Origin of the sequence: Ruegeria profundi (assembly GCF_049800715.1) — a bacterium.
In the GTDB taxonomy this organism is placed as follows: Bacteria; Pseudomonadota; Alphaproteobacteria; order Rhodobacterales; family Rhodobacteraceae; genus Ruegeria; species Ruegeria profundi_A.
In genome coordinates this window covers 112,873-126,326 of sequence record NZ_JBNAFO010000002.1, presented here as the reverse complement: position 1 = coordinate 126,326, position 13,454 = coordinate 112,873, and the positions used below count along the sequence as shown (strand labels likewise).

13 protein-coding genes are annotated in these 13,454 nt (G+C 60.4%); 4 read left to right on the top strand and 9 right to left on the bottom strand.

What is annotated here, in order from left to right:
* Positions 1 to 3: 3 nt before the first annotated feature.
* The 8 genes from ACP15L_RS04460 to ACP15L_RS04425 all read right to left on the bottom strand — a co-directional run bounded on the left by ACP15L_RS04460 (position 4) and on the right by ACP15L_RS04425 (position 8,169).
* The gene (locus tag ACP15L_RS04460; protein WP_170689980.1) at positions 4 to 1,266 is read right to left on the bottom strand and encodes a c-type cytochrome; all 1,263 of its coding nucleotides are present in this window, start codon (positions 1,264 to 1,266) and stop codon (positions 4 to 6) included.
* Entirely contained in the window at positions 1,267 to 2,472 is a 1,206-nt protein-coding gene (locus ACP15L_RS04455; RefSeq protein WP_425083288.1) for a formate dehydrogenase subunit gamma, read from the bottom strand.
* 71 nt (positions 2,473 to 2,543) lie between these two features.
* On the bottom strand, positions 2,544 to 3,140 hold the full coding sequence (gene fdh3B, locus ACP15L_RS04450; protein ID WP_170376582.1) for a formate dehydrogenase FDH3 subunit beta: 597 nt from the start codon (positions 3,138 to 3,140) through the stop codon (positions 2,544 to 2,546).
* Between the two features lie 15 nt (positions 3,141 to 3,155).
* Complete coding sequence (locus ACP15L_RS04445; protein ID WP_170376584.1) at positions 3,156 to 6,050, bottom strand: formate dehydrogenase subunit alpha; 2,895 nt, start codon at positions 6,048 to 6,050, stop codon at positions 3,156 to 3,158.
* A gap of 133 nt (positions 6,051 to 6,183) precedes the next feature.
* Positions 6,184 to 6,372, bottom strand: coding sequence for a ubiquinol-cytochrome c reductase iron-sulfur subunit N-terminal domain-containing protein (locus ACP15L_RS04440; RefSeq protein ID WP_170376587.1), 189 nt, complete (start codon positions 6,370 to 6,372; stop codon positions 6,184 to 6,186).
* Positions 6,373 to 6,430: 58 nt separating this feature from the next.
* On the bottom strand, positions 6,431 to 7,042 hold the full coding sequence (locus tag ACP15L_RS04435) for a molecular chaperone TorD family protein (RefSeq protein WP_170551332.1): 612 nt from the start codon (positions 7,040 to 7,042) through the stop codon (positions 6,431 to 6,433).
* A 3-nt stretch (positions 7,043 to 7,045) separates the two neighbouring features.
* Entirely contained in the window at positions 7,046 to 7,618 is a 573-nt protein-coding gene (locus ACP15L_RS04430) for a DUF3306 domain-containing protein (protein WP_425083287.1), read from the bottom strand.
* On the bottom strand, positions 7,615 to 8,169 hold the full coding sequence (locus tag ACP15L_RS04425) for a DUF3305 domain-containing protein (RefSeq protein ID WP_170469868.1): 555 nt from the start codon (positions 8,167 to 8,169) through the stop codon (positions 7,615 to 7,617). Before ACP15L_RS04425 ends, ACP15L_RS04430 begins: the two co-directional genes overlap by 4 nt.
* 262 nt (positions 8,170 to 8,431) lie before the next feature.
* Here ACP15L_RS04425 and ACP15L_RS04420 point away from each other — a divergent pair, with 262 nt between their 5' ends.
* Positions 8,432 to 10,387 carry a 4Fe-4S binding protein gene (locus ACP15L_RS04420; RefSeq protein ID WP_425083286.1) on the top strand — a complete coding sequence of 652 codons (1,956 nt, stop codon included), beginning with the start codon at positions 8,432 to 8,434 and terminating at the stop codon, positions 10,385 to 10,387.
* Here the strand turns inward: ACP15L_RS04420 and ACP15L_RS04415 are convergent.
* Positions 10,381 to 11,109 carry a hypothetical protein gene (locus ACP15L_RS04415; RefSeq protein ID WP_425083285.1) on the bottom strand — a complete coding sequence of 243 codons (729 nt, stop codon included), beginning with the start codon at positions 11,107 to 11,109 and terminating at the stop codon, positions 10,381 to 10,383. The genes ACP15L_RS04420 and ACP15L_RS04415 overlap by 7 nt on opposite strands.
* Before the next feature lie 108 nt (positions 11,110 to 11,217).
* Here ACP15L_RS04415 and ACP15L_RS04410 point away from each other — a divergent pair, with 108 nt between their 5' ends.
* Genes ACP15L_RS04410 through ACP15L_RS04400 form a run of 3 tightly spaced genes read left to right on the top strand, consistent with a single transcriptional unit; the run spans position 11,218 to position 13,450 of the window.
* Positions 11,218 to 12,279: an Mrp/NBP35 family ATP-binding protein gene (locus ACP15L_RS04410; protein WP_425083284.1), complete on the top strand. Its 1,062-nt coding sequence runs from the start codon at positions 11,218 to 11,220 to the stop codon at positions 12,277 to 12,279.
* Positions 12,276 to 12,971, top strand: a complete 696-nt coding sequence (locus ACP15L_RS04405; protein ID WP_425083283.1) for a DUF4444 domain-containing protein — start codon at positions 12,276 to 12,278, stop codon at positions 12,969 to 12,971. The genes ACP15L_RS04410 and ACP15L_RS04405 overlap by 4 nt, the downstream gene beginning before the upstream one ends.
* A complete protein-coding gene (locus ACP15L_RS04400) occupies positions 12,971 to 13,450 on the top strand; it encodes a DUF6505 family protein (protein ID WP_425083282.1) in 480 nt (159 codons plus the stop codon). The genes ACP15L_RS04405 and ACP15L_RS04400 overlap by 1 nt, the downstream gene beginning before the upstream one ends.
* Positions 13,451 to 13,454 lie beyond the last annotated feature (4 nt).

Here is a 13,454-nt window from a genome sequence, read left to right as displayed (position 1 = left end):
GGTTCAGTTCGGATCAACCGTTGCGCGGCGCAGAAATGCGATCAGGTCGTTCCGGTCCTGTTCTTGCGTGATCCGCTGCATCGGCATCTTTGATCCTGGAATGTAGTGATCCGGCCCCTCATCGAAAAGGGCATTTATCGTCTCGTCATTCCAAATGATATCAGAGTCTTGCAACGTTTCCGAGTAGAAATAACCGGGCAGGGTTCCGGCTTGCCGTCCGAACACTTCGTAAAGTGTCGGACCTGCACGGCGTTGCCCGTCCGGAGTCAAGCTGTGACAGATCGAGCATTTTCGGGCGAATTGCCGTTCGCCGTTGCTCATCTGGTCGGGGTCTTTCAAGAAGCTGGGTTCAGACGCAGCCATCTGCTCCTGTTCCCGCAGTGCAGCGACGGGCCAACTATACATGGCCTCATCAATTCCCCCCGCGTGGATGTTCTGGCCGTCAGTCGAGAACGCCAGCGCCCAGACCGGCCCCCGCAACGTGGCGCGAAAATCTTGGGCAATACGCCAGTCCACCGTGTCGATCACCATTATGTAACCTTCGCCATCCCCGACTGCCAATAGGCTGCGATCGGGGCTGAGGGCCAGCGCCAGAATAGGGCGTCGGTCCAGCGTGAAATCTCTCTCTTCATCCGTGCTGAGGTCGCGGATACGGGTCCCGCCATCCACAGCGCCATAGGCGATCCAGCCGTCTTGTTCGTTCAGGGCAAGCTCATTGATGCCGAAACCATGTTCGACCACGCGCCGGTTTTCCTGGCCGCTGGCCACGTCCCATTCGCGCAAGCTGCCGTCCACGCCCGCTGAGAACAACCGGGTTCCATCCTCTGAAAACACCACCGCGTTCACACCGCCACCGGCCGGACCCAGCATCTGCGGGGCGGAGCCGTCCACCGGCCACAACCCAATTGTTCCGTCCCAACTGGCTGTTGCCACATGGGTTTTTGAGGCTGCAAGGCCCACGATTTTGCCCTTGTGCTGGCCCACGACCTCTCCACCCGGCCAGCGGCGCAGGGTGAAATCGTCTCCGGCGGAGTAGATGGCAGTGCCGTTGAACACAACAGAGTTGACGGCGGCTTCATGGCCCTCCAACCATTCGGGCATTTGATCGGACCACAGACCAACCGAATTGTCGAAACTGGCCGTGGCGATCCGCCCGTCAGGTGCGGTTGCGATGCCCATGATCGGCCCGCCATGGCCCTTGAGCGTAAAGAACTCGGACCATGCGGGCAGGGGGATCAGGGCCAGCGCGACAGCGAGCCAGCGCATCTATTCAGCGGGAGAGGCCGCTGCTTTTCTTGCCTCTTTTTCCTGCACCTCTTCCAGCCAGAGCGAGTGATGCTCACGCGCCCACTGCTCTTCGACCTCGCCAGTGCCCATGGCGTCAAACGCGCCTTCCATGCCGACCGAGCCGAGGTAGATATGGGCGATGATGATGGCGATGAAGACATAGGCCACCATGACGTGCCAGACCTGTGCGTATTGCATTTCCTCTTGCGGCGACATCTGGACGGGCAGGCTTAGGCCAAGTGCTTGAGGAATTCCGGTGGAGTTGGCGATCGAGAAGGTTTTGGCGAACATCGGCAGCTCGAACGGGAACAGTAGCGACAGGCCGGATAGGCTGATCGAGATACCCAGCAGGATACAGGCCCAGAAGATGATTTTCTGACCTGCGTTGAATTTCTTGGCGGGCGGATGGCTGCCCTTGGTGAACAATCCCCCTCCGGCGGCCAGCCATTTCAGGTCGGTTTTGTTGGGAATGTTATGGGCGATCCAGTTCACGGTGACGATGATCAAGCCCAGCATGAAGGCCCATGCGAGGTTGTTGTGCAGCCATTTGCAACCCTGCGCGATGGTCGCGAAGCCTTCCTTGCCGAAGATCGGGATCAGGAAGTCGCGGCCATAAAGCGTCAGCAGGCCAGTGATACCGAGGATCAGGAACGAGCCGGCAAACAGCCAGTGCCCGAACCGTTCAAAACTGTTGAAGCGTAGAACCGTGCGGCCTGTCTTTTCGCCATCAATGCGGATTTTACCGCGGATCAGGAAGAACAGCAGAATGACGGCTGCCATTCCAGCAATGATGTAGCTGCCGTAATCACGCAGTGGACCCGTTCGGAAGTTCCACCACCACATGCCGCCATCCTGAATCAGGACACCGGCGGCAGGGCCTTGCGAGGAAACCGTTGTATCGGCCGAGCCAAAGCGAATAGCCCGATACACGTCGCTGTCCGAGGCAACGCCGCTTGTTCCGAATTGGCCCAGCAGCCCCTCGACGTTGCCCTGACCGGTGTTTTCCGAGCGGTAGGCGTTGTCCACTTTCTCTCCCCGCTGCCGCGCCAGAATATCTTCGAGCGTCGTGGCACCGCCAGTCGAGGCGCGTTCATCCGCAGCGGGGGCCTCCGTCTCGGTGCTTTGGGCAAGGGCGAACTGAGTCAGCCCAAGGGTGAACAGAAGGGCGAAGAGTAGACGGAACATCTGAACCTCGGTCAAAATGCCAAATGCAGGTGACCCACATTTGCGGGTCACCTGTTTCTTAAACAGACGGATCAGCCGTCTTTCTGGTCGTAGGCCGTGCCCCAACCCCACGCGCCCGAGCCAAACCCGCGCGCAACGACACGCTCGCGGTAGATGGCCGAGACGACGTCGCCGTCACCGGCGAGCAGGGCCTTGGTGGAACACATCTCGGCACAGATGGGCAGTTTGCCCTCGGCGATCCGGTTGCGACCATATTTGGCGAACTCTGCGGTCGAGTGCGTTTCCTCGGGACCACCGGCGCAGAAGGTACATTTGTCCATCTTGCCGCGCGATCCGAAGTTGCCCGCCTGCGGGTATTGCGGCGCGCCGAAGGGGCACGCGTAGAAGCAATAGCCGCAGCCAATGCACAGGTCCTTGGAGTGCAGGACGACGCCTTCTTCGTTCTGATAGAAGCAGTCGACCGGGCACACCGCCATGCAAGGCGCATCCGAACAATGCATACAGGCCACCGAGATTGAGCGTTCGCCCGGGTTGCCGTCATTGATCGTTACCACCCTGCGGCGGTTGATGCCCCATGGCACCTCGTGTTCGTTCTTACACGCGGTGACACAGGCGTTGCACTCGATACAGCGTTCAGCGTCGCAGAGAAATTTTGCTCTTGCTGCCATTTTCTCTTCTCCTCCTTACGCTGACCAGATCTTGCAGAGAGTCGCTTTGGTCTCCTGCATCTGGGTCACTGAATCATAGCCATAAGTCTGGGCGGTGTTGGTGCTTTCACCCAGCACATAGGGATCGGCACCTTTGGGATATTTCTCCCTCAGGTCCTCGCCCTGGAAATGGCCGCCAAAGTGGAATGGCATGAAGGCCACGCCGGCACCGACCCTGTTGGTCAGCATCGCCATCACCTTGACCTTGCCGCCTTCAGGACCTTCGACCCAGACCTGCGATCCGTCCCGAATACCAAGGTTGTTGGCATCGCGCGGATTGATCTCGACGAACATGTCCTGCTGAAGCTCGGCAAGCCACGGGTTGGACCGCGTCTCATCGCCGCCACCTTCATATTCGACCAAACGACCTGACGTGAGGATTATCGGGTAATCCTTTGAAAAGTCGTTCTTTTGGATCGAAGCGTAAAGGGTGGGTAGACGATAGGCCTGACGGTCCTCGTAGGTTGGATAGTCCTCCACCAGATCGCGCCGGTTCGTGTAGAGCGGCTCGCGGTGCAGTGGGATCGGATCCGGGAAGGTCCAGACAACCGCGCGTGCCTTTGCGTTCCCGAAGGGCGCACAGCCATGAGCGATCGCGACCCGCTGGATACCGCCGCTGAGGTCGGTCTTCCAGTTGGTCTCTGGTCCCGCAACGGCGTCGATTGCCGCGCGTTCCTCAGCCGTCAGGTCACCATCCCAACCAAGGTCCATCAGCATCTGCATCGTGAATTCGGGATAACCATCCTGAATTTCCGATCCGACGCTATAGACCCCTTCGGCCAGCAGGTTGTCACCATCGCGTTCCACCCCGAAACGGGCGCGGAAGGTCAGGCCACCTTCGGCCACCGGTTTGGACATGTCATAGAGGTTCGGTGTCCCCGTATGACCCATCTCAGGCGTTCCCCAGCAAGGCCAGGGCAGACCATAATACTCGCCGTCGTTGGGTCCACCAATGGCTTGCAGCGTGGTTCTGTCGAACGTGTGCTGGTTGGCCATGTGGCTTTTCAGACGTTCTGGCGACTGACCGGTATAGCCGATGGTCCAGAGTCCCGAGTTGAACTCACGCGTGATGCTTTCAACATTCGGGGTTTCCGGGTCGTCCATCTCGATGTTGCGGAATAAGCGGTCCGCCCAGCCGAACTTGTTTGCGAACTTGGCCATGATGACCTCGTCCGGCAAGCTTTCGAACAGGGGATCCACCACCTTGTCGCGCCATTGAAGCGAGCGGTTCGATGCCGTGACCGAGCCACGGGTTTCGAACTGGGTACAGGCTGGCAACAGGTAGACGCCATCAGTGCGGTCCTGCAGAACGGCCGAGACGGTGGGATACGGGTCGATCACGACCAGCATGTCCAGCTTCTCCATCGCCGTCTTCATTTCCGTCATCCGGGTCTGCGAGTTGGGCGCGTGGCCCCACAGAACCATGGCGCGGACATTGTTGTCCTGATCCATGTTGGCAGGGTCTTCCAGAACACCGTCGATCCAGCGGGAGACCGGGATGCCGCGCTCGTTCTGGAGCGGTTTATCCTTGCCTTCCTTGTCCTTGATCGTGGCGAACTGACCCGCCAGCCATTCGGGATCTTCACCCCATACACGGGCCCAGTGACCCCATGCACCCTTGGACAGGCCATAGTAGCCGGGCAGGGTGTGGGACAGAACACCAAGGTCCGTCGCGCCCTGCACGTTGTCATGGCCGCGGAAGATGTTGGTGCCACCACCCGTGGTGCCCATGTTGCCAAGCGCAAGCTGGAGCACACAGTAGGCGCGGGTGTTGTTGTTGCCGTTGGTGTGCTGAGTGCCACCCATGCACCAGACAACGGTGCCGGGGCGGTTGTTCACCATGGTCCGGGCGACGCGGCGCAGCTGCGAGCCGGGTGTACCGGTGACGCGCTCGACCTCATCCGGGGTCCACTTGGCAACCTCTTCCTTGATCTGGTCCATCCCCCATACACGGGTGCGGATGAACTCTTTGTCCTCCCATCCGTTGTCGAAGATGTGCCACAGAATACCCCAGACCAATGCGACGTCGGTGCCGGGACGGAAACGGACATATTCATCCGCGTGCGCCGCGGTGCGCGTAAAGCGCGGGTCGCAGACGATCAGAGGTGCGTTGTTCTGTTCTTTCGCACGCAGGATGTGCAGCAAAGAGACGGGGTGCGCCTCGGCCGGGTTGCCACCGATGATAAAGATGGCCCGGCTGTTGTGCATGTCGTTATACGAGTTAGTCATGGCGCCGTAGCCCCATGTGTTCGCAACGCCCGCAACGGTGGTCGAGTGGCAGATACGGGCCTGATGGTCCACGTTGTTCGTGCCCCAGTAGGCGGCGAACTTGCGGAACAGATAGGCCTGTTCGTTATTGTGCTTCGCAGAACCCAGCCAGTACACACTGTCCGGCCCGGATTCCTGACGGATGTTCATCATGCCGTCGCCGATCTCGTTGATCGCCTCGTCCCAGCTGATGCGCTTCCACTCTCCGCCTTCCTTTTTCATCGGATACTTCAGGCGGCGTTCGCCATGGGCGTGTTCGCGGACCGCAGCCCCCTTGGCGCAGTGTGCACCCAGGTTGAACGGGCTGTCCCAACCGGGTTCCTGACCGACCCAGACACCATTTTGCACCTCGGCAACGACTGTACAGCCGACCGAGCAGTGAGTGCAGACGGATTTGATATTCTCAACGGCTTGGTTTGCCGCTGTCTGGGCGCTGGCTTGCGTCACGGTTCCACCCGTGGCGCTGATCGCGGCAAGGCCGCCGATCGTCAGGCCCGAGCCACGCAGGAATGCGCGGCGATCGACGGTTTTTTCGCCGACCTGGGACAGGATACTTGTCCGCTGGGGGCGTCTCGCAACCCCGTTGGTCTTTTTCCTAAGCATTGTTTTCCTCCCTTGCGCGCCGTGTCAGCCACGGCTGGCTTGGTACTTCGCGAACCGACATCAGGGCCAATCGCAACCGTCCGTCGGGTAGATGACATCGTCCGGCGGCTAGGCCGGGCGCAGTCGAGGCGGCTTAGAAGCGCGCGCTTTCCAGATACGCGCGGGTATGCGCGGTGTCCTGCATGCGGGTCTCGTCCGTCGGCAGCTCGGCTGCTTCGGCTTGACCGCTCAGGCTGGCGGCGGCGACAGCAGCGGGCGCTGCGGTTCCGGCCAGTTTGAGGAAGTCGCGGCGGGTTGCGCCTTCTTCCTTGGTCTTGCTCATGGGTGTCTCCTCTCCCATTTGCGATCTAGCGCCTTCTTGGGCGCCGGTGAGTGGCGGGTTATGCCGCCGTCATTCGGAAGGCCTCACGCTCGATCTCCATGAACACCCGACCGGCCGTCCCGACCGAGGCATAGAGAACCGAAGCTTCGGCAGCTTCCAAATCCGAATAGAAATGTGCGGCCCAAGGGCCGATATGTTTGTTCCAGAACGCTTTTTGATCGTCGAGCGGGGCAGCGGTTCCAAACCGGCCCACGATCATGCCAGCCATAATCTCCATCAGTGATGCGATGTTATCTTCGGGCTCAAACACGTTCTTGGCGCGTGTGATGCCGCGCACGGCCATATCATTGCGCAACTGAGCCAGAGGTTTTTCGTTCAGGAACCCGGTCAGGTAAAAGCTGGCATAGGGCAGCAGTTCACCACGGCCCAATCCGATGAACAGCGCGTTGAACTCGCGTTCTGCTGCGGCGGGTTTGGTCACTTTGGCCACCCGCGCCATGGCTTGAATAGCCTGACCCAGATCGGTGTCATCGCCGCTTAGCCCCGCCATCTGGTCTAACAGCAATTGATCCGGCGGGCCAGCCAGCAGCAGGCCCAGGAAGTTGTAGAAATCCGCGCGCAGCCGATCCTCGGCCGAGATATCCATGTGTTGCGCGTTGCTTGCGGTCATCCGTTATCCTTCGAATTCAAATCTCATGCGGCGCGGGGCCGGGGTATATGGCTCGTCCTCAGGCTCTTCCGCTGCTGCCAGAGCCATCGGTTCCGGGGCTGGTTCAGGTTCGGCGAGCGCGGCGGGTTCTTCTTCCTCGACAGGCTCGGGGGCGTCGATTTCAGGCTCATCCTCTTCGGCTGCCAAAGCCTCGATATGCGCCAACATCCCTTTGCCGACCTGATAAGCGGTCTGGAGGTTTTCGATCACGCAGGCAGCATCTGTGTAGTCTTCGCCGTAGTCGACCAGCCCGTCCACGTTGGCCAAAACCGGGTTCAGCCGCCACAGCCGACGCAAGGCGCGGCGGCGTAAGCGGTCGGGGACTGCCTTGGCCATGAAGCCCGACACATCATCGCCAGCTTGCAACTGATCGGGGTCGGGCAGATTGAACTCGGCCAGAATTTCGGCGTCACTCTTTTCTTCCAACTCGGCTTGTTGCGCCGCAATGGTTTGTTGTTCCGCCGCGATTGCTTCGGCCTCGGTTTCGGCCTGAACGGCTGCCTTTCGGCGGGACCAGAAATCGCGGGGTTGTGTCATTGCAGCACCTTCCTCGGTGCGCGGTAGACGTCCGAGGTCTGCCGAATACGCGCATCCCCTTTGCCGTCCTCCACAAGGTCCGTGCGTTTCTTGTCACGACGGCGTTTGATGAAAACCTCATCGCGGTGGTGTTCCAAGGTGAAATCCCGAACCCAGGCGATCAGGCCTTCGGTCATTGGGATTTTCTCAACGATCTCCTCGCCAGTATCTGCATAATCCTGCCCCTCGAACGGCGAAGCAGTGATCAGCGCCGCATCCATCGGGCGGTTGCCGTCCAGATCATTGCGCAGAACCAGATAAACGGAAGGCTGCCCATCGGAGAGGTTAACCATATAAGCTTCTGTCTCATCGGCCCAGAGGGTCAGGGGTAGGGTGGCGGCGTGGTATTCCACCGCATCGCCTTCGCGCCGAAGCTCTACCCAATCAGCAGGGCCTGCACCGGGCAGCACGGCAACTGCGCGCCAGTTCCACTTCGCCCAGCGAGTTACCCCGGGTGTTTTGCGCACGATGACGCCAACAGGCATTTCAATACGGCTTGCGGCCTTGGCCACTGGCTCCTCCCCGTAAGGCTCTCCCCTGCCTTACCCTAGGTCTACTATGGTACACATAGGGCGGCTCTGCCAAGTCTCAATCGCGTGAAAAACCTCTTGTACGACTAAAGTTTAACAAGTGAAATTCCGAGCGTTTGTGTCAGGAAAAACAGGCGCTCCCAAAGAATTTAATGTGCGATCCGCGGTGTTTGACAAAGACTGGATTGCCAGCCGGGCGATACCATCTAAGGTAACAAGTCAGGAAGCTGTCCGGGGGAGGGACATGGCCACCAAACTTATTCTATGTAACTGCGAAGGCTCGCAGCAGGTGGATGCCGACCGTATCGGCGCGGCCACTGAACTCGAGTGCAGCAAGACGCACACCGCCCTTTGCACGCGAGAGCTGGGTGTTGTTGCTGACTTTATGAAGGGGGATGACCAACTGCTGATTGCCTGCGGGCAGGAGCAGGAGGTGTTCCGCGATCTGGCCGAGGATCTTGAGGTTGAACCGCCCGCCTTTGTCGATCTGAGAGACCGCGCAGGCTGGTCTGACCAATCCGGTGACGCGGCGCCCAAGATGGCGGCCCTGGCGGCCGAGGCGTTGGTGCCCATGCCCATCTCGCCCAGTGTTGATGTAATCAGCGAGGGGACCTGTTGCATCGTCGGCCCGGCTGAGGTCGCCTTTGATCTGGCCGAGCGTTTGTCGACCACGCTGGCGGCGACTGTTGTGACGGGAGATGAGACCCCGCCCATCGGCCGCAGCTTTGATGTGGTACGGGGGCAGGTCCGTTCGGTTTCGGGAGCATTGGGTGGGTTTAATCTGCGGATCGAAAGGTTGCAGCAAATTGCCCCGGGTGGTCGTGGGGCGTTTGGCTGGACCGAGCCGCGTGACGGGGCGCAGTCGGCCTGCGACATCCTGATTGATGTGGCCGGAGACACGCCACTGGTTCAAGCCCCGGCTAAGCGAGAGGGTTATCTGCGGGCTGACCCGCGCGACCCGCTGGCGGTCTCCAAACTGGCGTTTGATGCAGCGCAGTTGGTAGGGACGTTCGAAAAACCACTCTATGTGCGTCTTGAGGAAACTCTGTGTGCCCATTCGCGGGCCGAGCAGGTCGCCTGTACCAATTGCCTCGATATCTGCCCGACTGGAGCAATCACGCCTGCCGGAGAGCATGTCGCCATTGACCCGATGATCTGTGCAGGCTGTGGGGCTTGCGCGGCGCTGTGCCCCTCGACCGCGATCACCTATGAAGACCCGCCTGTGTCGGCGGTGCTGTCGCGGATGCATGTCCTGGCCCGAACCTATCGCCGGGCCGGAGGCTCCGCGCCGCGTCTGCTGGTGCATGACGCCCACGGCGCCGAGATGATCCGACTTGCCGCGCGGTTCGGACGTGGTCTTCCCGCCGATGTCATTCCGATGGAGTTGAGTGTGATTTCCGGTTTCGGCCACGCCGAGATGCTGGCCGCTTTGGCCCACGGCTTTGCGAGGGTCGACATCCTGCTGGCCCCCACGACCGAGCGGGACGCGCTGGACCGCGAGCTGGAGCTTGCACAGGCGATCGCGCCGGTCGCGGGGCTTGGACTTATTGATGAGGCCGACCCGGATGCGATGAGCGATCTGCTTTATGCTCAAGTCGTACCTACGGCACTGACCGACCCGGTTCTACCGTTGGGCAACCGCCGACAAATCGCCCGGTTGGCGGCGCAGGCTCTGAACCCCAAGGCCGAAGAGCCTCTGGCCTTGCCTCAAGGCGCACCCTATGGGGCCGTCGCTGTGGATACGGATGCGTGTACGCTTTGCCTCAGCTGTGTGTCGCTGTGCCCATCGGGGGCCCTGATCGACAACCCGGATAAACCTCAGCTTAACTTCCAGCAGGACGCCTGTTTGCAATGCGGCCTGTGCCGAAACATCTGCCCCGAGGATGCCATTGCGCTGGTTCCCCAACTGGACCTGAGCGATGCCGCGTTGTCTCAGCAGGTGCTGAACGAGGAAGAGCCCTTTGAATGTGTCGAATGCGGTGCCCCGTTTGGCGTGAAGTCAACGGTTGAGCGGGTCATGGAGAAGCTGTCGGGTATACACCCGATGTTTGCCTCGTCCGAGCAGGCGCGGATGATCCAGATGTGCGACAATTGCCGGGTGGGCGCGCAGTTCAACATGCAGGACAATCCGTTCCAGTCCAAGCCGCGGCCCAAGGTTGTGACGACGGATGACTATTTCTCAAAGCGGAAGGATCATTGATGCTGCAGCGGCGCGCCCAGATCCGCTGCGCTGATGACCGAGACAAAGGCCAGAATGGCGTCCAGATCGTCCAGCGTCATCTCAACAGGGTGTATCGGCGACGGACGCGAGGGATCGAAGGGGGGCGTCAGCCCTTCGATCTGCGTAAAGGCCGGGTGAGGGTTCAGCGCGAAGAAGGCCTGAAACCTCTCATCCCAATCTGGCAACGTGCGCAACACGGCGAAAGAGGGGGTCGAGCCGAGCCCATTCATGCGGTTCTGCGGGCCGATCACATGACAGCGGCCGCAATGGGTCATCGAAAGCTCCTCACCCAATGCGGTATTGCCATCAATGACTTCGGAGGCCTCGGCGCTGGCAACCTCGAAACTGGCGCTAAAGGGCGGGCCTTGATCCGGAGCAAAGCTTTCAATCGTGCGTTTGCCGATATCCGACAAAAGCCATTCGCGAAAGCGCTCCTGTTTCGGGTCGCCTTGAATGCGCAGGTGATAGACAATTTTGCCACGTGCAAAGACCGGATCGCCCTCTGCGCCGGTATTCAACGACATAACGCCCTCGGCATCGCTGATTACCCTTATCCCGGTCTTGAGTGAAAAGCGCGGAAGAATATGTTGCAAAAGGCCCGAGTTCGAAACTTCGGTCGGGCTGGCCAGGCCAATCGCGTCTTGCGCCCCGGAAGGGGTGGCGGAGAGCGTCAGGCTGAGGCACAAAAGGAAAAAGCGCATGCCCAAGCCTAATCGCCAAAAGGCAAATGCGTCAAATGAACGAAAAGAGACGGAGACACATGCAATGAAAAGCAACCATGCGATGGGGCAGGTTATGGGGATGATGGCATGAGTGTCCGTGACGCGGTTCTTGCAAACTTGAAAAAGATCACTGACCCGGTTTCCGGTCAGGATATCGTCAGCGCGGGCGTTGTGCGTGCCCTTAATGTCGAAGGCGATACCGTGCGCTTCGTGCTTGAGATCGACCCCAAACAGGCCGAGCGGATGGAGCCTGTGCGCGCTGCCGCTGAGCAGGCTGCGCAGATGGTCGAAGGGGTTTCGAAAGTGTCGGCCATGTTGACCGCGCATTCCGACAAGGCTCCGCCGGATTTGAAGCCGAAACCAAAGCCCTCTCAAACTGGTCCGCAGGCTGTGCCTGGAGTGGATCGTATTATCGCCGTTGCCTCGGGCAAGGGTGGGGTCGGGAAATCGACCGTATCCGCGAACCTCGCCTGTGCCTTGGCGGCCGAGGGGCGACGTGTCGGGTTGCTTGACGCGGATGTCTATGGCCCGTCGCAGCCCCGGATGCTCGGTGTCTCTGGACGCCCGGCCAGCCCGGACGGCAAGACGATCCTGCCACTGCGCAATCACGGCGTGACCATGATGTCGATGGGTCTGATGACCAACGAAGGGCAGGCGGTCGTTTGGCGCGGCCCTATGCTGATGGGTGCGCTGCAGCAGATGATGAACCAAGTGCAGTGGGGCGCTCTGGACGTGCTGATCGTTGACCTGCCGCCTGGCACCGGCGACGTGCAACTGACGCTCAGCCAGAAGTTCCACGTGGATGGGGCCATCGTTGTCTCAACCCCGCAGGACGTGGCGCTGATCGACGCCCGCAAGGGGATCGATATGTTCAACCAGCTCAAGACACCGATCTTCGGTATGATCGAAAACATGTCGACCCATATCTGTTCCAACTGCGGGCATGAGGAGCATATCTTTGGTCATGGCGGTGTTGCCTCCGAGGCCGAGGCGCTGGGCGTGCCGCTTTTGGGGGAAATCCCGCTGCATCTGGATATCCGAATGGCCGCGGACGGGGGGGCGCCTATCGTGGTCAGCAAGCCCGACAGCCCGCAGGCCGACGCGTTCCGCAAGATCGCGCGCGACCTGATCGCCGCAGGCAACGCATGAGCGAACCGGTCTTTCCCCCCTTGCTAACAGGTCATCCCGCCAAAGGTGGGGAGGACCCGTTCGAAAAGGCCCAGGCCATGGCTGCGCTGGGCTGCGATTCAGGCTCGGTCGTGTACAATATTCAGGCTGATCGCCTACGCGCGGCCATCGTATTCGCGCCCGAGGTCGCCTTGCAGGACGCCATGGCGATGCTGCCGCTCTGCGCTGTCGGGTTTCAGAATGCGCTGGGCGCTCTGGCCCCGCCAGAAGTGGCGGTGCATCTGGGCTGGGATGGCCTGATCTGCGTGAACGGTGCGAAATGCGGGCAGTTCCATGTTGCCGCGTCGACCAGCGATCCCGATCAGGTACCCGACTGGCTAGTCGTCGGTTGGGAATTGGTACTGCTGCAAACCAGCGACGCGCCGGGCCAAACGCCGGACGTCACCGCGCTCTATGATGAGGGCTGCGCCGAGGTTTCGGCAACCCAACTGGTGGAAAGCTGGTCGCGGCATATGCTGACATGGCTCAACCGCTGGTCCGAAGACGGCAACGCGTCGCTACACGGTGAATGGCTTGGTCTTCTGCGCGGCGTCGGAGAACCGATCGCGGGGCGGGGCGTTTTCCTTGGCACGGATGAGCGGTTCGGCATGTTGATCCGTGACAAGGATGAGACCCACCTGTGCCCACTCACAAACCTATTGGAGGCGACCTGATGAAACTGGCCCGCGCGATACATTTCGACGAAAGCGACATGAACGTGTTCCACTCGCCCGCGCGTACGGGGGAATGGTGCATCTCGGGCGGGTTTGAGTTTTCCAACTGGGGGCAGGGCGATCTGGAAGGGAAAGCCCGTCAGGCCTTCGCCAATGGCTGGCTGGGGTTAGAGACCTTTGGCCGTGTGACCTTTGTGGCCGTCACTCAGATCGAACCGGCCGAGAAAGATCAGATCGTCGAAAATCTGGCCGAGCATTTCGTGAAATTCTACGGCGCACCATCGGTCGAGGCCGCGATGGGCGTGGCACAAGCGGAGATAGATCATATGTCCGATCTATGCGACGAACACCCTGCCAACACACTGTTGACCGTTGCACGTGAATTGACCGAAAGTGGTGTGCATGAAGCGTTCCGCGTGATCACTCCGCAGGAAACCCAGCTCGAGGCGCTGGCGGTTCACGGCTCGCTTGACGACTAAGCGT